The sequence below is a fragment of the Neobacillus terrae genome (assembly GCF_011393025.1).
GTDB classification, from domain to species: Bacteria; Bacillota; Bacilli; order Bacillales; family Cytobacillaceae; genus Neobacillus_A; species Neobacillus_A terrae.
In genome coordinates this window covers 1-21,980 of sequence record NZ_JAAOEO010000040.1, presented here as the reverse complement: position 1 = coordinate 21,980, position 21,980 = coordinate 1, and the positions used below count along the sequence as shown (strand labels likewise).

Annotated in this window: 21 protein-coding genes and 4 pseudogenes; 9 read left to right on the top strand and 16 right to left on the bottom strand. The window is 34.5% G+C overall.

Features of this window, described 5'->3' with window-relative positions:
• Positions 1-556: 556 nt before the first annotated feature.
• From G8761_RS25285 to G8761_RS25265, 4 genes are all read right to left on the bottom strand, one after another.
• Positions 557-1,141, bottom strand: a complete 585-nt coding sequence (locus G8761_RS25285; RefSeq protein ID WP_166030708.1) for a GNAT family N-acetyltransferase — start codon at positions 1,139-1,141, stop codon at positions 557-559.
• A 935-nt stretch (positions 1,142-2,076) separates the two neighbouring features.
• Positions 2,077-3,867 (bottom strand): beta-N-acetylhexosaminidase, encoded by a 1,791-nt coding sequence (gene nagZ, locus G8761_RS25275; RefSeq protein WP_420800289.1) that lies wholly within the window; start codon positions 3,865-3,867, stop codon positions 2,077-2,079.
• Positions 3,868-4,109: 242 nt separating this feature from the next.
• Complete coding sequence (locus tag G8761_RS25270; RefSeq protein ID WP_166030706.1) at positions 4,110-5,816, bottom strand: M56 family metallopeptidase; 1,707 nt, start codon at positions 5,814-5,816, stop codon at positions 4,110-4,112.
• A gap of 15 nt (positions 5,817-5,831) precedes the next feature.
• The gene (locus G8761_RS25265; protein WP_166030705.1) at positions 5,832-6,218 is read right to left on the bottom strand and encodes a BlaI/MecI/CopY family transcriptional regulator; all 387 of its coding nucleotides are present in this window, start codon (positions 6,216-6,218) and stop codon (positions 5,832-5,834) included.
• A gap of 1,297 nt (positions 6,219-7,515) precedes the next feature.
• Between G8761_RS25265 and G8761_RS25260 the strand changes: the two genes are divergently transcribed.
• On the top strand, positions 7,516-9,213 hold the full coding sequence (locus G8761_RS25260) for a M3 family oligoendopeptidase (protein WP_166030704.1): 1,698 nt from the start codon (positions 7,516-7,518) through the stop codon (positions 9,211-9,213).
• Between the two features lie 274 nt (positions 9,214-9,487).
• The gene (locus G8761_RS25255) at positions 9,488-9,880 is read left to right on the top strand and encodes a DUF3888 domain-containing protein (RefSeq protein WP_166030709.1); all 393 of its coding nucleotides are present in this window, start codon (positions 9,488-9,490) and stop codon (positions 9,878-9,880) included.
• A 257-nt stretch (positions 9,881-10,137) separates the two neighbouring features.
• Here G8761_RS25255 and lepB read toward each other — a convergent pair whose 3' ends face one another.
• The 5 genes and pseudogenes from lepB to G8761_RS25230 form a co-directional block, all read right to left on the bottom strand.
• Positions 10,138-10,683, bottom strand: coding sequence for a signal peptidase I (gene lepB, locus G8761_RS25250; RefSeq protein WP_166030703.1), 546 nt, complete (start codon positions 10,681-10,683; stop codon positions 10,138-10,140).
• Between the two features lie 262 nt (positions 10,684-10,945).
• Positions 10,946-12,190, bottom strand: a pseudogene (locus G8761_RS25245) (MFS transporter).
• Positions 12,191-12,226: 36 nt separating this feature from the next.
• Positions 12,227-12,760, bottom strand: coding sequence for a methylated-DNA--[protein]-cysteine S-methyltransferase (gene adaB, locus G8761_RS25240; RefSeq protein ID WP_166030702.1), 534 nt, complete (start codon positions 12,758-12,760; stop codon positions 12,227-12,229).
• Complete coding sequence (locus G8761_RS25235) at positions 12,744-13,382, bottom strand: bifunctional transcriptional activator/DNA repair enzyme AdaA (RefSeq protein ID WP_166030701.1); 639 nt, start codon at positions 13,380-13,382, stop codon at positions 12,744-12,746. Before G8761_RS25235 ends, adaB begins: the two co-directional genes overlap by 17 nt.
• A gap of 88 nt (positions 13,383-13,470) precedes the next feature.
• Positions 13,471-14,184 carry a 2OG-Fe(II) oxygenase gene (locus G8761_RS25230; protein WP_166030700.1) on the bottom strand — a complete coding sequence of 238 codons (714 nt, stop codon included), beginning with the start codon at positions 14,182-14,184 and terminating at the stop codon, positions 13,471-13,473.
• A 203-nt stretch (positions 14,185-14,387) separates the two neighbouring features.
• Here G8761_RS25230 and G8761_RS25225 point away from each other — a divergent pair.
• From G8761_RS25225 to G8761_RS25210, 4 genes and pseudogenes are all read left to right on the top strand, one after another.
• A pseudogene (locus tag G8761_RS25225) lies at positions 14,388-14,597 on the top strand (DNA-3-methyladenine glycosylase); the annotation flags it as partial.
• 90 nt (positions 14,598-14,687) lie between these two features.
• Entirely contained in the window at positions 14,688-15,107 is a 420-nt protein-coding gene (locus tag G8761_RS25220) for a hypothetical protein (protein WP_166030699.1), read from the top strand.
• A 158-nt stretch (positions 15,108-15,265) separates the two neighbouring features.
• Positions 15,266-15,523 (top strand): hypothetical protein, encoded by a 258-nt coding sequence (locus G8761_RS25215; RefSeq protein ID WP_166030698.1) that lies wholly within the window; start codon positions 15,266-15,268, stop codon positions 15,521-15,523.
• Positions 15,524-15,670: 147 nt separating this feature from the next.
• Positions 15,671-15,970: a hypothetical protein gene (locus tag G8761_RS25210; protein ID WP_166030697.1), complete on the top strand. Its 300-nt coding sequence runs from the start codon at positions 15,671-15,673 to the stop codon at positions 15,968-15,970.
• A 143-nt stretch (positions 15,971-16,113) separates the two neighbouring features.
• Here G8761_RS25210 and G8761_RS25205 read toward each other — a convergent pair whose 3' ends face one another.
• A complete protein-coding gene (locus G8761_RS25205) occupies positions 16,114-16,773 on the bottom strand; it encodes an RNA polymerase sigma factor (RefSeq protein ID WP_166030696.1) in 660 nt (219 codons plus the stop codon).
• A gap of 89 nt (positions 16,774-16,862) precedes the next feature.
• Between G8761_RS25205 and G8761_RS25200 the strand changes: the two genes are divergently transcribed.
• Positions 16,863-17,276 (top strand): VOC family protein, encoded by a 414-nt coding sequence (locus G8761_RS25200; RefSeq protein WP_166030695.1) that lies wholly within the window; start codon positions 16,863-16,865, stop codon positions 17,274-17,276.
• Between the two features lie 98 nt (positions 17,277-17,374).
• Here G8761_RS25200 and G8761_RS25195 read toward each other — a convergent pair whose 3' ends face one another.
• Together G8761_RS25195 and G8761_RS25190 are read right to left on the bottom strand one after the other, a co-directional pair.
• Positions 17,375-17,578, bottom strand: a complete 204-nt coding sequence (locus tag G8761_RS25195) for a hypothetical protein (protein ID WP_166030694.1) — start codon at positions 17,576-17,578, stop codon at positions 17,375-17,377.
• Between the two features lie 470 nt (positions 17,579-18,048).
• Positions 18,049-18,246 (bottom strand): hypothetical protein, encoded by a 198-nt coding sequence (locus G8761_RS25190; protein WP_166030693.1) that lies wholly within the window; start codon positions 18,244-18,246, stop codon positions 18,049-18,051.
• Positions 18,247-18,492: 246 nt separating this feature from the next.
• On the opposite strand from G8761_RS25190, the gene G8761_RS25185 reads away from it, so the two are divergent.
• Both G8761_RS25185 and G8761_RS25180 read left to right on the top strand, forming a co-directional pair.
• The gene (locus G8761_RS25185; protein ID WP_166030692.1) at positions 18,493-19,044 is read left to right on the top strand and encodes a sigma-70 family RNA polymerase sigma factor; all 552 of its coding nucleotides are present in this window, start codon (positions 18,493-18,495) and stop codon (positions 19,042-19,044) included.
• Positions 19,004-19,762, top strand: a complete 759-nt coding sequence (locus G8761_RS25180) for a hypothetical protein (protein WP_166030691.1) — start codon at positions 19,004-19,006, stop codon at positions 19,760-19,762. Before G8761_RS25185 ends, G8761_RS25180 begins: the two co-directional genes overlap by 41 nt.
• Before the next feature lie 158 nt (positions 19,763-19,920).
• Here the strand turns inward: G8761_RS25180 and G8761_RS25175 are convergent, their stop codons facing one another.
• The 4 genes and pseudogenes from G8761_RS25175 to G8761_RS25160 form a co-directional block, all read right to left on the bottom strand.
• On the bottom strand, positions 19,921-20,646 hold the full coding sequence (locus G8761_RS25175; RefSeq protein ID WP_166030690.1) for an alpha/beta fold hydrolase: 726 nt from the start codon (positions 20,644-20,646) through the stop codon (positions 19,921-19,923).
• A 159-nt stretch (positions 20,647-20,805) separates the two neighbouring features.
• Positions 20,806-21,021 (bottom strand): annotated as a pseudogene (locus tag G8761_RS27475) (VOC family protein); the annotation flags it as partial.
• Positions 20,994-21,197: pseudogene (locus G8761_RS25165) on the bottom strand (IS110 family transposase); the annotation flags it as partial. The pseudogenes G8761_RS27475 and G8761_RS25165, both read right to left, overlap by 28 nt.
• A 183-nt stretch (positions 21,198-21,380) precedes the next feature.
• Positions 21,381-21,830 (bottom strand): DUF5063 domain-containing protein, encoded by a 450-nt coding sequence (locus G8761_RS25160; protein ID WP_166030689.1) that lies wholly within the window; start codon positions 21,828-21,830, stop codon positions 21,381-21,383.
• Positions 21,831-21,980: the final 150 nt, after the last annotated feature.

Below are 21,980 nucleotides of genomic sequence, written 5' to 3'. Positions count from 1 at the left end.
CCACATGCTTAAATTTAGCAATATCGACTCCTATAATAAGAGTTTGAGAAGTTATTTGAGCAATCTTCTTATTCTGGCTATAATTCATTTTAAAGCCTCCTGGTATTTGAGTAATGTCCTTTTTGCTGCGCAGCGTCAGGACCTTCTCATTCTACCAAGAGGTTATTTTTTTGTTCACTCATTACAGGAATGCTGCCCCGTTAGCATAATAGGAAAACGGGATCGCCGCAGCCATCCCGTCTTTAACATAAGCCCCCTATAGTTTAAGTGTATTAATTCACAAACTTTTCTTTGTAACATGAATGCTGCCCCTTTACTTCAATAAGAAGAGAGCATCCCTTAATATTAAAGGAATGCCCTGGATAGTTAAATATAATATTTCAAAATTCATAAAAACTTTATTTCCAACTCGCCTCTAAGAAATCACATTTTTGAACCATTAATTTTAATCCGAAGTCTTTGGAATCATTAATGTATAATTCAGCAAAAGAATGTTCTTCACTTTTTTATATTGTTCAATATGATAGGCTTTCACTTAAATTCCACGTCCAATAAGCTAATTAATTACCCTATTATTCTTCCTTGTTTCAGAATTTAAATATTCCTCTTTTAATATAGAGTAATGTGCAGTATCTGTTAGGACACCTTTTACCATTTGGTCTCTACGAAGAGTGCCTTCATATGTCATACCTAAGCGGCTCAATACTTTTCCTGAAACACCATTCCTTACATCATGTCCCGCAAACACTCGGTCTAAACCTAGTTTATGAAAGGCTAATTCGAGTATTAATTTCCCTGCTTCCGTCATGTAGCCCTTACCCCAAAAATGTCTATTCAATGTAAAGCCTAGTTCTCCACTATTATTCCATTCATGTATTCTAAACTCAATTGTCCCAATCATTTTGTTGCTCTCTTTTAACACGATTGCATACATACCCATTGGTTCTTTCATATAATAGTTTGCTATCATTTTCTTCGTTTGGTTTACATCTGTATGTTGGTCATAAATGTAACGTGTAGTTTCATCATCAGATGTATACTCATACATATCATCAACATCGTCAAGTGAAACCGGACGTAATATGATACGCTCCCCTTCCATCTGACTATGCTTAAACATTAAAAAGTTTGTATTACCCATGTCAACACTCCTGTTTTATTACATTAAAGCAATCTTTCTATGTAGAGAATAAAATACCTTCTTTTGCTAAACTGCCGATCTTCTACCATAAGGACGATTTTTCGTATTCATCAGCTTACTCCTGCATCTAGAATAATTCAGAACAGGTGTGAGCGTCAAGTTAAAATGAATACCCTTTCGGAGCGTATGGAAATTCTAATACCCCGTCTTCTGCCCACAGATTGATCCATGCTTTAATATCTCCATCAGATAGATGTTTTAGATGTTTTTCCAGATATGATGGAAGGAAAAGCGGATATTTATGATTATATGAAAAGTTTCCCTAAAAACTTTAAAAAAGTAGAGTTTACAGATCTTATTTTCCATATAACAGAAGATCCTGAACTAGTTAGTCAAAAATTATTTTGGATTTTTCTTCAGTCCAGATAGTGATAAGATGGATTTGTCAGGAAGGGGAACTGTAAATTATTTAAATAGAGAACCTTATTTTTTTGATATTTCTAGACTGAATAGTCAATAATAAAAAGAGAGGAAGATAATAATGGAAAATCAAGCATTAACGTAGAAGAAATACGCGGAAGAGCACAAAGGGTATTTCGTATTTTATTGAAACTTTCCATGATTACCCCTATTTATTATAAAGATTTTTCCAAAGCTACTAAGTTCATATGAGAATCCTCTCTTCTCTGGTTTTTAATTAATTCAATTTTAACGTAATTTATTCTATTAAATGGCCCTAAAAATAAGTAAAAGCACAATTCTTACTGCAGAATTGCGCCAGATTGTTGAATAGCTTCGAATGTTGCTTATTCAACTGAAGCACATTTATCTTTTATTTTGTCTAAGGGCTCCTATAGTTTTTAACATCTCTTTCTCCAGAAGTACACCCCAATGCGGAATTAGCAATCCATTTATCTCACAAATCTATTTAATAATTACTGTAAATAATTATTCAGAATACTATTGATGGAATTATTTATTTCATTTATGTTAGGATTTCCTACTTTCGTATCGTTAATGCTATAGTTTCTTTTTAGTTGTATAATTCTTTCTATACTTTCATTTAATCTTTGTTCTGAAATTTCCCCATTTTGAACAGCAGTTTTTAAAGAGGAGATAATCTTTACAACATTATTATAGTCATGTCCTACTAAAATTATATCGCTTCCTGCCTTAACTGATTCTACGGCTGCTTTACCAATATCATAATGTCCTGTTATGGCTCCCATTGTCATATCGTCCGTAATGATTACTCCTGTAAAACCAAGTTGTTTTCTAAGAAGATCCGTCATGACAGCTTTTGACATGGTTCCTGGATTCGTTTTATCTAATTGAGGAAATAAGATATGGGCCACCATCACAACATCTGCGCCTTGATTAATCGCACGTTCAAACGGAATTAACTCTAGTTCTTTAAGTTCCTTAAGGCTTTTATTTACAATTGGAAGGTCCAGATGGGAATCAACCGATGTATCTCCGTGACCAGGAAAATGCTTAATTGTCGTAATGACGTTTTGAGACTGAATCCCTTTCATCGTTTGAATTCCAAGTTTACTTACTATTTCTGCATTGTTTCCAAATGATCGATCCCCGATTACTGGGTTATTTGGATTGCTGTTAATATCGAGGACAGGGGCAAAATCGAGATTTAAACCAAATACCTTTAATTCTTTCCCTAAAAGTGTTCCGACTTTATAAGAAAAATCGGGATTGTTTACCTGTCCTATCTGTTTATTTGGAGGAAAGTTAACAAGTCCACCTGGTAATCTTGTCACACGTCCACCCTCTTGGTCAACACCTAGTAAAAGCGGTAGACTCGAACTATTTCCAGATTTCAGTTGATTCACAAGTTGAATCACTTGTGCAGGGGTTTCAAAATTATATTTGTAAAAAATAATTCCCCCGAGATGAAATTGGCCTATTAATTGTTTTGCGTTTGCATCCATTGTAGTCCCGGAAACCCCAGCAAGAATCATCTGGCCAATTTTATCTTCTAAGCTAAGTTTAGAAATCACCTCTGAAATGGATTGATTTCCTTGTTGATTTGGTTTTTCAACTTGTGTTTGTTGATTTGGTTCCTTTTCAATCTGTGTAAAGAGTGAGATATGGTCGACTTTAGGATTTGGCTCCTGCTCTGTTTTTACTGGTAAAACCCATAATAAATCAGTAAAAGACGTTGCATGATAGACAAGTATCATTTGGTCAACAGTTGAATCTTTAAAGTATCGAATGGCATCGGGTTGTCCACCAGTTTTCTCAATTTCATTTAACGAGATATTTTGCAGTTCAGAATCATACGATCGTATATCATTAACAGTCTGATCGGCATAGCCGATTGTAGCATGATGACTTTCGTATTCTTCATATCTGCCTTTAGAAGTTTCCGTAATATGTTCTGATTTTCCCCAGTCTTGATTTACTTCCTTCCATTCTGTTTTACCAGAAACAAAGGAAATGTTTGGAACCTTACCTTCCTTAGATAAGGAAAAAGTTTCCTCAACTAATTTCTCAAGATTTGAATTCCGCTCATTCTTCGAATCCACTGTATTTTTACCGGAAGTTTGAGTTTTGGAAGGTTGAGTAAAAATTGGACTTTCTTTACCTTGGGTATTCTGTTCACTACTATTTTCTTTGATTGCATAATAATAAACGCCAATGATTAAGGCTAAAATTAAAAGTGGAATCGTAAAAATAAGTAGTTTATTTCGAGTTCTTTGTCTTTTCATACTCCACATACTCCAATTTCCCTTTTTAACTTTTCGTTTTTAGCTTTTATGACGTTTTTTCACATTTTTTCGAGTTCAACTTCCAATGGTTATTTCTATTGTTTTAAATCCATTCAAGAAAGTCTTTAACTTACAGAGGATGAAATCATAATCCTTTCATCCTCTATTTAAGTTGTTAATTATTATGTTTACGCCTTTAACGGAGCGCGTTAGGAGTCGTTATTTTTTTGTTTCATTTTTTATTACCATTGTCTTCCCGTATCGTTTGACATATTATTAACGGTCCCCTTAGGGTAAAGCACGGAGTAGTGGTCCATTACCGGGTCCGGGATACTGTTTGAAGGCTTAGGAAATACTAACAAAATGTTGTATTCCGAATTTGAAACATACCCAATAATTTCCTCGCCATTACTTTTCACATCATATGCCGGAGTTCCAAATACTTTCTTTACCATAGAAAGTGATAATTCATTTAATTTCTTATCAAAGGATCTCGCCTCAAAAATCCGTGACCCTTTGTTGAAACCAAATACCACATTGTATTTTGAAAATACAGCATAATTTCCTTTAGCATAAGGTACCCAATCAACCTTATCCGGATTTCCTAGTTTTTTCTCTATGTCTTCTATAACAGTAGTTTTAACAGGAAACTCTGAGTTGATGATTTTACCCTGCTTTGCCAATTGCAAGATACTTGAAAGAAGTTTTCGCTGAGTATCCCCATTAGATGATAAAGCAGAGGTATTGTTATTCGATGCTGACGCATTGCTTGTTTTATCTTGTGTTGTATTGCTTTGTGATACATTGCTTGATTTGTCTTGTGTTGTGTTGCTTTGTGATGCTTGATCTTGAGATGTTTTTTTCGCTGACAGAGTTGAACTATTGATATCGCTGCTTTCATTTGGGCTAACATCTGAACTGCCAGGTTTAATGGTGCTTGAACAGCCTACCATAATTGTAAGAGATAGAGCTAATACTGCACATATTGCCGAACTTTTTTTAAATTGTGTAATCATAACAATTCTCCGTTTATTGTATTTACTTGCATATCCTAATGTCCCAGTAGTACTCCTTTTTTCTGAGAATAATCTAAGCAAATTGATTATTGTCTGACCGTATTTTTTGACTTCTTCTGTCTTTAAAGTGCTGATGACAGACGCATCACAAGCCACTTCACAGTCTTGTTTTACTTGATTAAGTGAATACCAGATTAAGGGGTTGAACCAATAGATTGCTTTAACAATCATAAGTAAGGTGTTTACCACTAAATCCTTGTTCTTAATATGAGTTAATTCATGGCTTAACACAAACCTAAACTCTTCCGGGGTTAATTTGTCTATAAGCTCCTCTGGAATAATAATTTTAGGATGGATCATCCCATAAACTGCTGGCGATTTCGAATAATTACTATAAATAATTTTTATCTTTGAATTAACTTTAAGCTTTGATTTTTCTGCTTCTAAAATTTCAATTAAGTCTTCTCTTTCACAGGCTGAACACTTTTTCAATTTAGCCCTCATCAAGATATTTACGCATAAAATATAGAGTAAAATCGATGAAACACCAATTATCCACAGCACTGCTGCAGTATCATAACTAAAAATACCGCCTATAATTCCTGGATCAGCTAATGCATTACTATCTTCTATAGAAGGTGTACTTTCGGTTGTTATAGTACTGGTTTGTATTATGTTAGGAACATATTGTTCTGCTATAAAATGAGGATCAAGTTTCTTCTGTTCATTTGGAATAAAACTTATAAAGCTTATATGACTTTGAATGTCTATTGGCACTATTAGCCTAAGTACAAGCAAAATCCAAATATAATAATGAAGCTTTGCACTAAGTCTTTGTCTAAAAATAGCTTTAATAACAAGTATCCCTAATGCTAAAATACTACCCATAAGCGAAAGCAATAAGACTTCTTTAAATATTGCAGATAAAACCATATCAATACCTGCCTTTTACTTGTTATTTTTTTTATTAAGCAATCGTTCCAGTTCTTCTATTTCCTTCTCAGAAATCTTCTCTTCTTTTATAAAATTGGCGAGCATAAGGTGGATAGAACCATCGTATACCTTTTGAATAAACGACCTTGTTTCTTCCAGTACACAGTCTCTTTTATCTACCAAAGGATAATACTCATAATGAGGCATCTCCTTATTTACACCTACAGCACCTTTCTTTACCAGTCTACTTATTAATGAATGAATTGTTTTGGGACTCCATTTCTTATTAGAACTTACAGCCTCTACTATCTTCGCAGAAGTTAATGGAGATGGAGTTTCTTCCCATAGCACCTTCATTACAATCCACTCTGCATCAGATATATTGCACTCTGCTTTCTTCATCTTTCTCCTCCATCCTACAAGTGTAATCTACAATAAAGACTACACTTGTAGGATGGAGTTGTCAACGTCCTTTTTTCCAAGTTGAATAACCCACAATGTTTTTGCTACAAAATTAAAAATGAATAATAGACCGAAGCTAATGCAATTTATTCGTTTAATGGAGGAAGGAAAAATGAGTAATAAAGTACATTTTCAAAACAAAAAGAAGGCATAGGCTCCAATTACTTTACCTATGTCTTCCTTCTCATTTAACATTTGCAGTAAACGTTCATGAAATGACTTTTTTATTAAGGCAGTGCAACTTAAGTAATTCAAAGCAAATTTAACCAGCGTTACTTAAAATGAAATATTTTAAATACGTCTCAAATGCATCAAATGCATCTGATATATCCATAATAATGCAGGAGTCTTCTTTAGAAATCCCCAGCTTTGATGTTACTCCACCATTTTTGTGTTTACATAGCCCAAAAAGATTACATAACCACTTACCAGGTCAGAAATTAATTCTTGGGAATTTGGATGATTAATGAAAGCACCTTCTAAAGGATCATACTCATCATAAAAATTAATCGAACCTTCCAACTTAGCCAGTTTATTTTTGCATTTAACACTACTCAGCACGAACACTTTTAGTGCGTATTTTTAAAGAAATAATTATTCTTATTAAATTCCCTCGGTTAAATACGATTTTCTCTCAAATGCTCGCTTATTCGCAGGATTTCATACCCCTTTATATAGGGTTAACAGTTAAATGAAATGAGTTCAGATTAATAAGACTTCGTGAAGGCATAGTTAAATAGAGGAGCGTCCCTAGACTTTCTCATTTAAGTGTTAATTCTTTGGTTATAGTGCATTTAAAGGTGGGAGATTGGGTTTACTGATTTAAATTAATCTCTAATTTAAGCTGGGGCTTAAGCAAATACTGGCTGCGGTTATGCTTGTCTTGTTTGCAGGTTATATTGTTCCGAGATTGAATAGATTTAAAGCTAAACTAACCCCTTCCCTCGTAAAGGAAGAGCTATTAAACGAAGAAAGCCGGAAGTATTTATTTAAGTTTTATACCGGATTGGATATCGTCCATATAGGTGCTCTTGTTAATGTGGTCTTAGCATTGTGGAAGCCGTTTTATTAATAACGATCCGGGAGCCGAGAGGGATTCCGTGACCTCCTCATATTTTTATTATCGATTAAAATGTAATCACTTGTTGAACCATATGAAAAAACTAGATTGATTACCTAGAAATCTATAATATAACTATTGGGATAATTGAAATAATAAAAAAAAGGGGAGTTATCTGTGACACAGGATTTAATTCAGAACTATTATAAAGAATTAATTGATTTACAAAATGCAGATGGGGTCGAAGCTCAAATTCAAAGTTTACTTTATGTTCAAATTGAATCCGTTTCTGACCTAGAAAAATGGTTACAAGCTGAAAAGGATTTAATGATGAAAATCGCGGAGGCAATGACGGGTCACCAAGTCGATTTCTACCGGAACACAGAGGATGCGGATATCAAGTCTACGTATCTACATGACCAGCAAGTCATCCAGCCGCTTTTAATGAAATATGAAGCAAAACTGAATGAGAAAGTCTGTGAGTCTCCTTATTTCAATAAATTAGATGAAAACCGTTATGGCTTAATGCGACGCTTTCGCGAATCCAAGGTGAAACTGTTCAGAGAAGAAAACATTCCATTAATGGTAAAAGAACAAGAGCTTAATACAAAGTATAGTGAAATTATGGGAGGATTAACTGTTGAATGGGATGGCGAAGAAAAGCCTTATCCATTTATCCAATCCCAACTCGATCATCTAGACAGAGCCGTGCGTGAAAAAGCTTATCGCGCAATGATATCAGCCCACCGTCAAATTAAGCCTGATATGGATGCCATCATGGATGAGCTGGTTCAACTTCGCCATCAAATTGCATTAAATGCAGGCTTTGAAAATTATCGTGATTATATGTTTGTAGTCAAAAATCGTGAATATAGCGTCCAAGATTGTTACGACTTTCATGAAAATGTAGAGAAACATATTATCCCAGCTTGGAACCGACTGGCAAATGTCTTTAAGTCTGAGCTTGGTGTCGATACCTTTCGTCCTTGGGATAACACCGCTAAGTTGATGAAAAACCCGCCATACTCCGATGTGTCAGATCTTATGGATGGCGTTTCTGAGATGTTAGGGAAAACCGATCCATACTTTGCAGACCGTTTTGATTACATGAGAGAGCATGGGTTAATAGATCTTGGAGATCGGAAAGGAAAAAGCCCCGGCGGTTTCTGTACCTCCTTACCTGTTTCAGGGGACACCTTTGTCTTCGCGAACTTTAGTCCATCCTTTTTCTCTCTTATCGCACTAATTCATGAAATGGGCCATGCCGTGAATGGGTACCTCGAGTTTTCCGAGCAAGGTCCTTCTGAAGAATATCACCTCCGAATGGAAATTGGTGAACTGTATTCTCATGGAATGGAATTGCTCTTATTAGACAAGCTGGATCGTTTTTATCCAGAAGAAGAAGATTTTAAGAGTGCACAGCGAGAAGAGCTGAGACGGGCATTTAAAATGTTATTTGGCCCATTATCAGGCGACCTCTTTCAGCATTGGATGTATACGAATCCTCAACACACGGCCAAAGAGCGTGATGAAAAATTCTTTGAAATCTCAAAACGGTATGGCTTAAACCCTGTCGATACGTCTGGGCTTGAGGAAGAAATTGGGATGAGCTGGGCAGACACCCTTCACTATTTCCAAGTTTCTTTCTATAATATTGAATACTCCATGTCGATGCTTGGTGCATTGCAAATTCTTGAAAATTACCGAAACAACCCAGAGCAAGCTGTCGTATCCTTTAAAAAAGGTGCCAGAGCGGACTACAATCAATCCATCGCAGCGGTTTATAAAGAAACTGGGGTCAGCTTTGATTTTTCAGAGCCAGCCGTTAAGCGAATGGGCGAATTCCTGGAGAAAGTCATTCAAGATATTCATTAATGATGTGGGAGCACCCAGACAGTGCTTAGTATTGTGAGGCTGATAGGCTAATTGGTCCTAATGATGATAAATTAGAGGTCCTCTTTTTGACGGCAACATTTGTTGTAAATGCAGGAAAAGCCAAAAATACGCAAGTAGTGTATAAATACTTGCATATTTTTGGCTCTTTTAATTTTATTTCTTAGTGTTAAAGCACCCCGTTAGCCACCCATGAGTCGCTAAAAAACAGCTCTTCACCACAAAGAATGAAAATGTTTGGGTTCGGGCTTACTTTATACTATCCCTTGTTCTTATTGTTTCCTTTCAAACAACAACTGTTTTATCAATTAAACCAACTCAAGACTCTGAAGAACTTAGATTACAGGACATGCTTATGAACATGCTTGCTCCTTATATTAGCGAAGTTTTGGATAACTATTATTATCCGAAGATTTTAAAGGACTTTTCACCTGCAGTAGATCCATGGAAATTTGAAGTGATTGAAACAAGAAGAGTAAATGGCTTCCGTGGCTTTATATTAGAAATTACATTTGATATTGGGCCTACCGATGGTGGACACCACGTTCCAGTAGGGAAGGATCGAATGACTTATAGAATTTCTTATGGACCTGAGGTGAAATTGATAAATCATACCCACTTAGCTACTTATAAATACCCTCAAGAATAATTACATAATTATAACTGGCTTATTGAACTATTCTGCCCTTTAGCACCAAAAGAAAAAGAGCTGTTGCTGCAACTCTATCTTGAACTAAGCCCCCGATAGTTTAAGTACATTTTTTCACAATTTTAGATTTAATACAGGAATGCTTCCCCCGTTTGTTTAATAAGGAATTCAACAAAATAGGTGGTTAACCCTTCCTGGATCTACACACCCGATGGTTTTGAAGAAGAAACCAGTCCAACTTTATACATAAGCAAAAATTAGTTATTTACGATTTTAATTTCTTTTATCGGATAATAAACAACATTTGTTGTCCCTATTACCTTGTCCATTGGTATCGCTCCAATAACACGGCTGTCTTTGCTTTTCCTTCTGTTATCTCCCATTACAAACAAACAATCTTTAGGGACAGTATTGCTACCTACTGCGGTTTCATTTAAAGTGAAAGAACCTGTTAATGTTCCTCCATTTAGTGTTTTCTTATATTTTTCTAAATAAGGTTCGTTATATGCCTTGCCATTTATATATAAAATATCATTCTTATACTCAATACTCTCACCTGGGAGTCCAATTACACGTTTAATGTAATCCGTACCGTCTGGGGCGTGAAACACAACAATATCAAATCTTTTCGGTTCACCAACTTTGGTTACAACCATACGATCCTTGTCTTGGAGAGTAGGATTCATTGATTCACCGTCAACAACAATGGGACTAAAGAAAAAAGAGCGAATAATAAATGCTAAAACAATTGCAACCATAATGGATTTAACCCATTCAAACGTTTCACTTTTCCTCTTAATCATTTCTTGTCCTCCCTTAATAAGTCCGAAATAATATCCTTATTTTACCACAATTACTTGGATATTTATTATTTTTATTCAACTATACTGCCCTTAGTGCAATAAAAAAAAGAGCTGCCATAGCAACTCTCTTACTTCATAAGCCCCCGTTTGTTTAAGTACATTTATTCAAGAACTTAAATCGATATTACAAGAATGCTGCCCCGTTTGATGTGTGGTGTATTTTCAGTTCCTTTTGATACCTTATACATCATAATCATCTCCTCTAAAATGAACTCGTATATTCAATGTCAGTTCCTTTTGCTACGCCTCGCCTCAACAACACCATTAAACACAATGTTGTTCCGAAGCCCCCTATAAATAACGTAGTTTGAAGCCCAAATATAGAAACTAAAAATGCACTTGCAAAACTTCCCAATGCCCAAGCTCCCCAATTAAGCGTACGCTGTACAGCATTTACTCTGCCTAACATGTGACTTGGTGAAGCAAGTTGTCGTATGGTTGCAGCGTAAGGTCCAAATACACCTTCTCCCATACCATGTATGATACTTGCAGCTACTATACCGTAAATGGTTCCCAAATATCCCATTATTGATATAAAGGCCAGACCGATAACTGATACAGTAGCGCTATAAATAAGCATTTTTGTATTATTAATTTGTTGACTTTTTTTCATGAGGATCGTATTTCCTATTAAAAATCCCACCGCTGCTGAACCTACAACAAAGCCTATTTCGAGTTCAGATAAACCCAATACCTTATAAAGGAATATTACTAAAATGCTATTTAGTATGTATTAAAAAAAACCGTAAACAGCGCCACAGCTTACAATTGGTTCCAATACAGGGTGATTTTTAAAATATATCAAACCTTCATATATGTTTTTGTATACGGATTTTATATTTACGTTTTTTAAAGAGCCCTCTGTATGCGGTTTAAACTTTGAAATAAAAAATACAAACACAAAACAAACAAAATACGTAACTGCGTCAACAGCGAAAGAGCCTGTTAATCCAACTAGAGTAATAACGATTCCTGCTAGCATAGGACCAATTACTATAGAAAGAGACTCCGAAAGTGCTAGTTGAGCATTTCCTTTTTTTAAGTTATCTTTGTCTGTTAATATTTCCGGTAAGAAAGAAGGAATTGCCACGTTGTAAAACGTGGTAAGTATTCCATTTAAAAACATGAGAACCACCAATAATGGGAACGTTATTATATTTGTTACAGTCAATATAAATACTGATAAAAACAAAACACCTTGACATATACTACCAATTAGCAAAACATTTTTTCTATGAAGGATGTCTATCAAAGCACCGGCTACTAATCCGAAAAGTAGGTAGGGTATGAATATAATCCCACGAAGCATGGCAGCATTTGCCTCACTTGTTTCTAGCACCTCTAATGCAAAAAGAGGCAAAGCTACTATTGTAAACTGGGTACCTAACAAACTTATAGACTGTCCTAGCCAAAGTTTGTGAAAATTAAAATCTTTTTTATTTTTCATAATACACCCCCATATGTCTGTATCACATGAAAATAATTACTCATTGCTAGATGAAGCTCTCTTTTCCAGATCCAGGAGCAGTGTCTTCATTTCTAACCCGCCACGATAGCCAGTTAATGAGCCATTCTTTCCTATAACACGATGGCACGGTATCGTAATTAATACCGGATTAGCCCCAATAGCCGCGCCTACAGCCCGAACAGCTGTTGGTTTATTTATATCATTTGCAATGTCGGAATAGGATTTTGTCTGTCCATAAGGAATTTCACAAAGTGCATTCCAGACTGCTAGCTGAAATTGCGTACCTACGTACTCAAATGGAACAGTAAAGGTATTCCGCTTTCCTTCTAGATACTGAGTGATTTCAACGACATAGGGTTCAAGCTTTTCCTCATCTTCAACAAGAGGACTCCCTGGAAAGCGTTTCTTAGCCCATTCGAACAATTCCTCGAATGGTTTATTCTGTGAACCTACAAACACAAGCTCCTTTGAAGTTGAAGCAATATAAAAATTCCAATCCTGAAACTTTAGTAACGACCAATAAAGGGTTGGTTTATTCTTTGTTTTCACTGTCCTTTTCCTCCATTTTACTCATTTGACGAAATTGTGTTGGTGTCTGTCCAGTTTTCTTTTTAAATAAAGTAATAAAATAAGGCGCGTTAGCCATACCCACACATATGGCGATATCTCCAATCGCTTTTTTTGTCTGAATCAAATAATTTTTAGCCGCGTTTACTCTAACTTCTTGTATATACTCAACCGGCGTAATGCCTTTAATCTTTTTAAATGTTCGATGCATATGATAAGGGCTTCCATGACAAATATTTGCTAACGATTCTAGAGTTAGTCTTTCAGTGAAATTTTTATCAATGTATTCAGTAATTAAATCAACCCACTCGGTATCAGGCAGATTTTCATTAGTGGGCTTGCAACGTTTACAAGGGCGAAAATTTGCGCGGAGAGCCTGTTCTGCGTTTGAAAAAATGCGAACATTTTCTTTTTTCGGAACTCGAGATTTACAGGATGGTTTACAGAATATCCCTGTCGACTTTACAGCGTAGAAAAATTGATTATTGTACGCTGTATCATTATTTATAATTGCTTGCCACTTTACATCTGTTATCATTTCTGCATCATTCAAAATTCTATGATTATGGATCTCTCTATGTCCGTTATTGATACGATCCGGCATTCATCTCACCTCTCCTTACAATATAATCCTTATAAATTCAGAATGTACAATTCTGGGAATGGAATAGCAAGATATTGAAGTTTAATTTTTATTTAGAATCATGAAAAATGATTCCAAGACCGTATCGTTCTCCAGAAGTTACTGTGCTTACTCCGTGACGAACCGTATTTTTGTAATATCCTTTTTTACCTAGAACAGGTCTATGGTTAGTAGGAAAGATCAGTGCACTACCTTGTTCTAAAGTAATTACATGTCCCCTACTCTGAGCACGAGGGATTTGTTCCACTAATAGGGATTCTCCACCGCAAAAGTCTTTATCTCGCTGATTTAATACAAATACTAGTTGAAACGGGAAAAATATGTCGCCATATAAATCTTGATGCAAACAATTAAACCCGCCTGTTTCATACTTTAATATTAAAGGTGTCGGTCTAGTTTGTTCGTATTCTTCACAGGTGTTCAAGAAATCTTGAAGATGAGCTGGAAACTGTTCTGTTTTTTTTAAATAACTCAACCATCGATTGGCTGTTTTGGCCAATTCTAGATAAAAGGACTCTCTTAAACTTTGAATCATTTCAGGTAATGGATAGGAAAAATATTTGTACTCCCCATTCCCAAAACGATATCTCGTCATATTGATTGTCGTTCTGTATGACTCTTCCTCACAATACAATCCTATGAAGAATTCACATTCTGCTTTTGTTAAAATCGCTGGCAGCTTGGCAAATCCTTGATCATCCAATTCATTTTGGATTGAATCCCAATTTAAGTTTTCGACACGTGTTTTTATATCTTGGACCAATTTTCCCCACCCCTATTTAGCACTTGATAACTAACACTATAACCTCATAAATAGAAAAAATTAAGGTGTTTAGAATGTAATAGCAAGATAACAAAATTAGTAAAGATTATTATGTGATAAAGTAAATTTCAATCATTGTTAGTATTCCTATAATTATTTTGAAAACAGATAGAAAATCGTAATAAGATGAGGAGAATGAAAAAGTGACATGGCATGAATTCAATGATGTTATTGTAATTAAACTACCTGAACATTTCGACATGATTGCTAACCTAGGCTATCTGACAAGGGAAAAAAATGAATGCATGTTTGAAATAGAGAACGATATAATTACAAAAGTTATTGCCATTGGGGAAATTCGGTCCTTAGTTCAGATAAGCGTAATCAATAATAAACAAATGCTTGTTCAATTCCATAAAATTTTAAAATATTGCAACATTCTGAAATAACAAAATATTTTTATTTTATTCTAATGGGGATTTACTGTCATTACAGACCATTCCATGATCCATTTATATGAGATTATCTCATTCTATGATGTAATGAACGCTGTACCTGAAACTGCTATACCAGGCAGCCAATATAAAGCAGATATTATAGGACTTGATAAGGATGATAACAAGGTCCTTTTCTTTGAGATTTATGTAAGCCATGAATCGGAAAACGAGAAGATTGAGTTTTTAGAGTCTAATCAACTTCCCTATTTAGAATTGATACCATTCCATGATGAGAATGAAGAAATCCAATTTAGTTTTCATTCTTACTATTTACAGCAATTTTTTGAACAATACAAAGAAAAAGTAGATTCTACCATGATAGAGCATCTTTATCCTATGTATAAGGAGGAGTTACTGAAAAAGGCGGAAAGATATTTTGATGAAAATGAAATTTTAAAGTTAAAAATACTTGCTGTACTGCTTTAAGAAAAGAATTTCAGCAAGAGAATACCTACAATCAACCAATTGCTTCTCTAGATCTGAAGAGTTATACTTCCTCAGCTGTAGCCCATAGAGCAACAGTTAACCGTAAAGAATTATTAGAACAACTAACCTATAAAAAAACATCCAAAGGTTCTTTCCTTATGGGTAGGACAGTTAAGGACATTTACTTCGTATCAAGTGAACAGAATCAATTATACGGGATAATAAATCAATTGATAACTGACATTAATATATCCGCTTTAATTGGAGGTTGGGAGAACTCTTCCAAAGAGTCCATTGTGGGATTTGAATTTGGAATACCTCAACCTACAGAACTAGACGAAGTATTAAGGAGAGTTTTTCTTAGCAAGCTGGAGGAGTTTGAAAATCGTTTTAAAAATAAAATTGGACCTGTATAAGTATTTGCCCCTATTTTAAAATTTGCAGGAAAAGAAGCATGGGAGAATTAAAAATCGAAATGACAATATAGAAAAACTCAGAAAGAGAATGAAATTAATGTATTTGAAACCTAAGATATTTCTCACTAGAAGTGAAAGGATGAAAAAATGGATTACTTATATATTGATGAAAAAGGTCCACAAGAAACAATTAGGGTGACGACTCCTTATGATGAAGAGAAGAAAATTAAGTTGGGAAATGACAACATGTATGTTTATGTTGCTAATTTAATCAAGATAAATGAGGAAAACCTCCTTGAAATTGAAGAGAAATATAAGTTGTTAGAAAGAAAATATATATCTTCTAGAAAATTCACTAGAGAATTAAAAGGAAAAGATATTTTGGACAATAATTTTAAGTATGGTAGCGCTAGTCTTAAAGTTAATCCAGTCCACCCCTCTTCATAGACTTATTAATTAACCCTCTCCTCTTTTTTTCTATTGAGCAAGGTCTTCTTAAGTATTGTCATTTTTCTAATCTTGACGAAACTTATTTTCATGGTAGTTTAAGTGCATATTTTCACAAATGATTCTTAATTTTTGTTTTACCTCTAGCCTGAATAAATTTGAAGAATATTCCCATCGGGGTCTGATATAAAAATTGTATGAAGCTCCTTTTCTCTATTAGTAATTACTCTAAAATTTTCTGTTTGTAGTAACCGATAGTAGTAAAAAATCTTTAACGGCTGTTGATTTTTAACTGCCATTGAAAATTCTTTTATTAGATTGAAGTTGTAATTCTGTTTAAGGGTATACGTAGTGGCATTTTCCCTTAACGAAATTCTAGCTCGGTGAAGAGCCGTTTTGATTGATTCATTACTGACTCTCAGCATTTCTGCGATTTCTTCGGAAGTATACTGAAACACATCTTTTAATGTTATTAGCATTGCCTGACGGAGTGGAAGTGTACCATATAAGATTTCTAATAAGCTATCCCACTCAGTAGAATCCCAACTACTCTTATATAACTCATCGGGCGAAGTCGGTATTTCAATTTTCTTACGTTTTTCATCAATAAAAAGGTTTCTTGCGATTGTGTACAGAAAAGTTATATTTATCTCCCTATTGGGTTCTCTTTGTTTTATTTTTATAAGTCTAATCAGTGTTTCCTGGACTAAATCCTCAGCTAGCCATTCGGAGGTTGTTAAGGATAAACAATATTTATATAACCTCAAAGAAATCTCTTCAATATTTATAGCTTCAATAATCATATTACCTCCAAATATTTTATAAATTATGTAACTTTTAGTTAATTATAATCGTTTGTATAGGGGTAAAAAATAAGGAGAGTGATTTTGTAATGTTTAAGGTAGGTAGTATTTTTATTCCTGTTACAGATTTGGAACGGTCTAAAAGATGGTATGAATTAAACCTTGGTGTAACTAAAGTTGATGAATGGCAGGAAAACGATTTAGATCACGGTGTGGGATATGTTTTTAAAGATGCACCCACAGGTCTTGCATTAATAAAGGTAGAAAAACCTCAACCAACAGAATTTACTATTAAAGGAAAAAGCAAAAACGCATATTATAATTTTGTAGTCGAGGATATCCAACCTGTTTACAATCTGCTGAAACAAAATGGAGTTGAAACAACAGAAATACACGATTATGGTGTTATGAAAGGATTTGATTTCTTCGACCCTGATGGAAATTCGTTTAGTGTAGTAAGTGAAGAAATTGATTCGCCTTATCATAAAGACAACTTAAAATGATCAAAAAAATAGTGGAAGCAGCTAAGAGTTGCTTCCACTTTTAATGATTAGAACCTAAAAAAACCTTTAACTTTTAAATCAGAAAATCAGAAATTCTATTATTTTTTTTCTCTAAAGGCTTCAGGATGTTCTAATCTAAAGGACTGAACTTCTCCGCAATCCAAACAAAAAGTAACAAGAAGTGGTGAGAATTTAGTTGTGAAAACGGATACATTATTTTCATATACAAAGTTAGGTTGTCCTCTGCCAACTTTTCCTTCCTTGAAATTATGAGACCCACATTTATTACATACATTATTCATTTGTTTTTCTTCCTCCCTGAATTAATATTGAACTTAATTTCACTAACCTGAGCATTCACTTTACAAAAAAAGTATTTCTCCTTCTTTAAGAAATCCCCCCGTTTGCTTAAGAAGAACTTAGACCGAACAATCTTAAAAGTGAAACCAAAATAAATCCTACACCAATAAATATAATTAAAAATCTTATTATCCAAGGTAACTTATGTGGTGGAAAAAATGCAATAATACCAAACGTTAGGAATATAACACCCACAACAAAACTATATAAAACTTCCAAAGAATTCACTTCCCCTTTTAATCTTATTTATTATTTAATATAGATCATAAAAACCTATTCACTATTCAACTAACCCCCCTTTCCCATCATTTCACAAGTTGTTAAAGAAGACTTTGGGTTAGGGGGAATATGAATGGAAATAAAATTAATACCAAGAGAAGCAATAGTAAGTTTCTTATATAAAAACTATTCTTTATACACTTTTTAGTAGAAAGACTAAGAAAATTAGTGCAAATAGGTTTAAAAGGAATATTAATCCTCCAATCCCGACTCCAAAAACCGCGATTAGGGCGAACCATTCAGAAACTCTACCAAGCAAGCAAATCGCATAATAAACAATGCTCGAAATAATAGCAATATTAGTTATTTCCCTAATAAATTCTTTATTCATTTTACACTCCTCCATCTGGCTTGACTATCATTTATTTCTTGCCTTCAAATTCCTTTTTCTAACATTTACTTTAACATTAAATACATAGAATATCTGGGTGTTTAATTGTTTAAAGACCATCTATTCGAAAAAACTCCAGTTTTCTATATAATGGTAATTAATTCTGTGAATTCATATTTATAAAATCAACCATTTCTTTGCGAGGTTCGTCTAAAGTTTAAAGAGTTCATATAGGGGGTGAGTTTGTTGCGGGATAACGATACCATATTGGAGTTGATGGACAGTTACGGGACCTCCATTCTCCATCTGGCTTATTCATTTGTAAGAAATCGAGCGACGGCGGAGGACCTGTCCCAGGAAATCTTTCTTAAATGCTATGAAAAGCTAAATACATTCAAGGGGGATTCAACAATACAAACTTGGCTATATCGTATTGCGGTCAACCACTGCAAGGATTATGTAAAGAGCTGGCATTATCGCAAAGTGTTTGCAAGTGAATATATTTCAAAAATGAAAAAGGGCCAGGAAAATGCTACGGAGATTCAGTTTATCCAAAAAACGGACCGAGCTGAGCTGTTTGATGACATTTTAAGACTACCTGTGAAGTATAAAGAGGTCATTATTCTTGCTTACTTCAACGAGCTAACAATGAACGAAATAGGCCTTGTGTACGGAATTAATGTGAATACCGTAAAGTCCAGAATTTCAAAAGCAAAAAAGATTTTGAAAGGATTTATTGAAGAAAGGAGTGCAGAGAATGGAAGATCATTTGAGGAAACTAAAGGGAGAATTGGCTGATTGGAAATTTACCAATGAAATGAAGCAAAATGTATTGATACAGATTCAAAAAAGAAAGAAAGAGCCACTTTTCAACAAAAAAATAGTCCCACCTCTACTCAGTGCGACACTGATGATCCTGTTTGTGGGAGCACTCTATCAATATGTCATAGTCCCTCAAACAGGATTCAAAAGCGACTCCACCATAGATGAACCTGCAAAAAATGCCAGCCAACCAAATACTTCAGGACAGATACAAAAAAAGGACATTCAAAAGCGAATACGTTCCATTCTAAACTCCGATCCAGGCAAGACGAGCGTTCCATCAATGAACTCACTTCCTAATTATACGGGATGCTTAATTGAATTTAATAAGAAGTACAAGTCACTTTTTGACCCTAAACTTTATGATTCAGATTTTAAATACAAAAATTTGAAGACAAAACTGGAGTTTTACCAGCAGTTTAGCGGAATAACCACTATGGAAGCCATCAAACAATACAGCGAACCATTCTTAAAGGAAACACAGGATGGGCTTTACATTGTCTTTCCACCAGGGGGGATTATTTATAACGATACTTTACCGATTTATACCACTAAGATTGACCAACAAAAATACGAGGTTAAACAGTATATTAAAAATAAAGGGTCAAATACTACAAGTATTATTACATTCGAAAAAATAAATGGGAATTTATTAATTTCAGGAATTGAACGAAGTATCGTTAAAGTTAAGTAACGGACTTAAAGTGCACAACTCGGCATTGAGTTAGTGCATTTTTTTATACATTCTTCTAGTAAACTGACCGTTAGCACAATAAGAAAACGGGATCCGCAGCCATCCCATCTTTAACATTAGCCCCCGATAGTTTAAGTACAATCCTTCACAATCTAATCTTAAATAATGGTAATCAGCTTTTTTATCGCACTGATTACCACTTCTGGTTCGTCATTTTGTATATAATGAGCACTGTTTTCAGCAAGCACCAATTCACCATTTGAAGATATTTCAAGAATCTCTCTCTGCATTTCATTCCATAACTCTTGTGATTCCTTTGAATAATGAGCCTTCTTACCAGCTGCAAGAACAATTAATGGGACATTTAATTTAAGTCTGGTTTCTTTTAACTGCTTTAGGCTTTCCATAAATTCATCATAATTGCCTTCGTAAACGAATTGCTTGTTGTATGTTTGTTGAAAATCTTGTGACATCGTTGGGAGAAATCTTTCTCTGTTATCTTCAGGAGTAGAGTCAACCAAGACAATTCCACAAACTTCATTATGATATTCAGTTGCATACATCCGCATATTAACTCCACCAAATGAATGACCGACTAATATGTAGGGAGGTTTAACCTTCGCTTCAATAAGAAGTTCCTTCAATTCTTTTATCATCTCACAGCTGGTTCTGGGATTAGAACTTTTTTCACTTTTCCCAAGTCCTGCTCTATCATAAATTAGAACATTAGAGAACATTGAAATATCTCCAATTACTGAATCCCAAGCCTTGGAAAAGTCTCCATATCCAGCGTCCATTATGACAGTTGGTTTTCCATTATTTTCTCCCGCCAATTTAGCATATAGTTTACAATTACTTATTTTCACAAACATTTCTTTAGTCATTTAGTCCATTCCTCTCATTTAGCCAACTATCAGTTAGTTAAAATTTAACTATTCCAACATTCCCTCTCTTCGACTAAACCGCTTCTTTAGTAACAAATAGGACTCACGTTTAAAAGAAAAGATGCAATAATCTTTCTCGATTATTGCACCAAAATATTATCATTGATTAATTAAGAATTTCTCTTTGAAAATCGGACTTAATTCACTCCAAACATCGAATTTGTTTCCATCTGGATCGAAGAAAACAAAGTTCCTTCCTGAGTGGCCCCTATCTTCAATTTCCCCAACTCTCATTTCTTTATTAACAAATTCATTATGTAACGATTCTAATGCACCTAATCCATTATACTTTGTTCTTTCTTGATTTCTGAAATCCACTTAAGAAAATGCTCAAATCCTTCTTTTGTATTTTCAAAATAACATGGTGACCCAAACTCTATTCCTCTAAAATCCTGGGCACGTGCCACATGCTTGAATTTAGCAATATCGACTCCTATAATAAGAGTTTGAGAAGTTATTTGAGCAATCTTCTTATTCTGGTTATAATTCATTTTAAAGCCTCCTGGTATTTTGAGAGATTTGTCCTTTTTGCTGCGCAGCTTCAGGACCTTCTCATTCTACCAAGAGGTTATTTTTTTGTTCAAACTCCATTTTCACTCATTACAGGAATGCTGCCCCGTTTGTTTAATAAGAAAAATGCTATCTGTTTCGCATTTAGCTCAGGATAGATAATACTACTTAAAAATAGCTGAATGTAAAACACGTAGGGTATCAACTGCGTGGTTGCCCCAATGTATATCAAATTGAAATTTCCAGTGCCAGATAGCTTCTATCTGCTCTTTTTGTTCATACAAAAGAATGCCTCTTTTAATATCTTTATAAAAATCTAATATGTCATCGGATAGGCTCGCTCCGACGGGTTCTTCTAGGAAGTAAGGGTTAAAGACCTCCCAATAATGATCAAATTGATTGAATTCAATTTTTGGTATAGATATTTTAAAATCAATGAAATTATCATTTTCTGGCTCGACTTCGGGTAGGTACAATGCTTTCGTATATAAATCTAAAAGTGATACAAGGAGGGCTTTCAAATTGTTGGGCGTTTGAGGGGAAGCGAAATTTTCACCAATGTCGCAATAATTTACAGCGGAATAGAAAAAGTCTTCAACGGGTTTATTTTGCATTTTATTCTCCCAAAATTATGTCTTAAACTTAAATTCTACATATTGAAGGGGTTTCCTTCTTCAGCTAACCTGCCCCTTTCGTATTATAAGGTCAGCCAGATATTTCTGGTTGACCATTTTTTATATGGTTTTATTATTACGGTAGCCGGG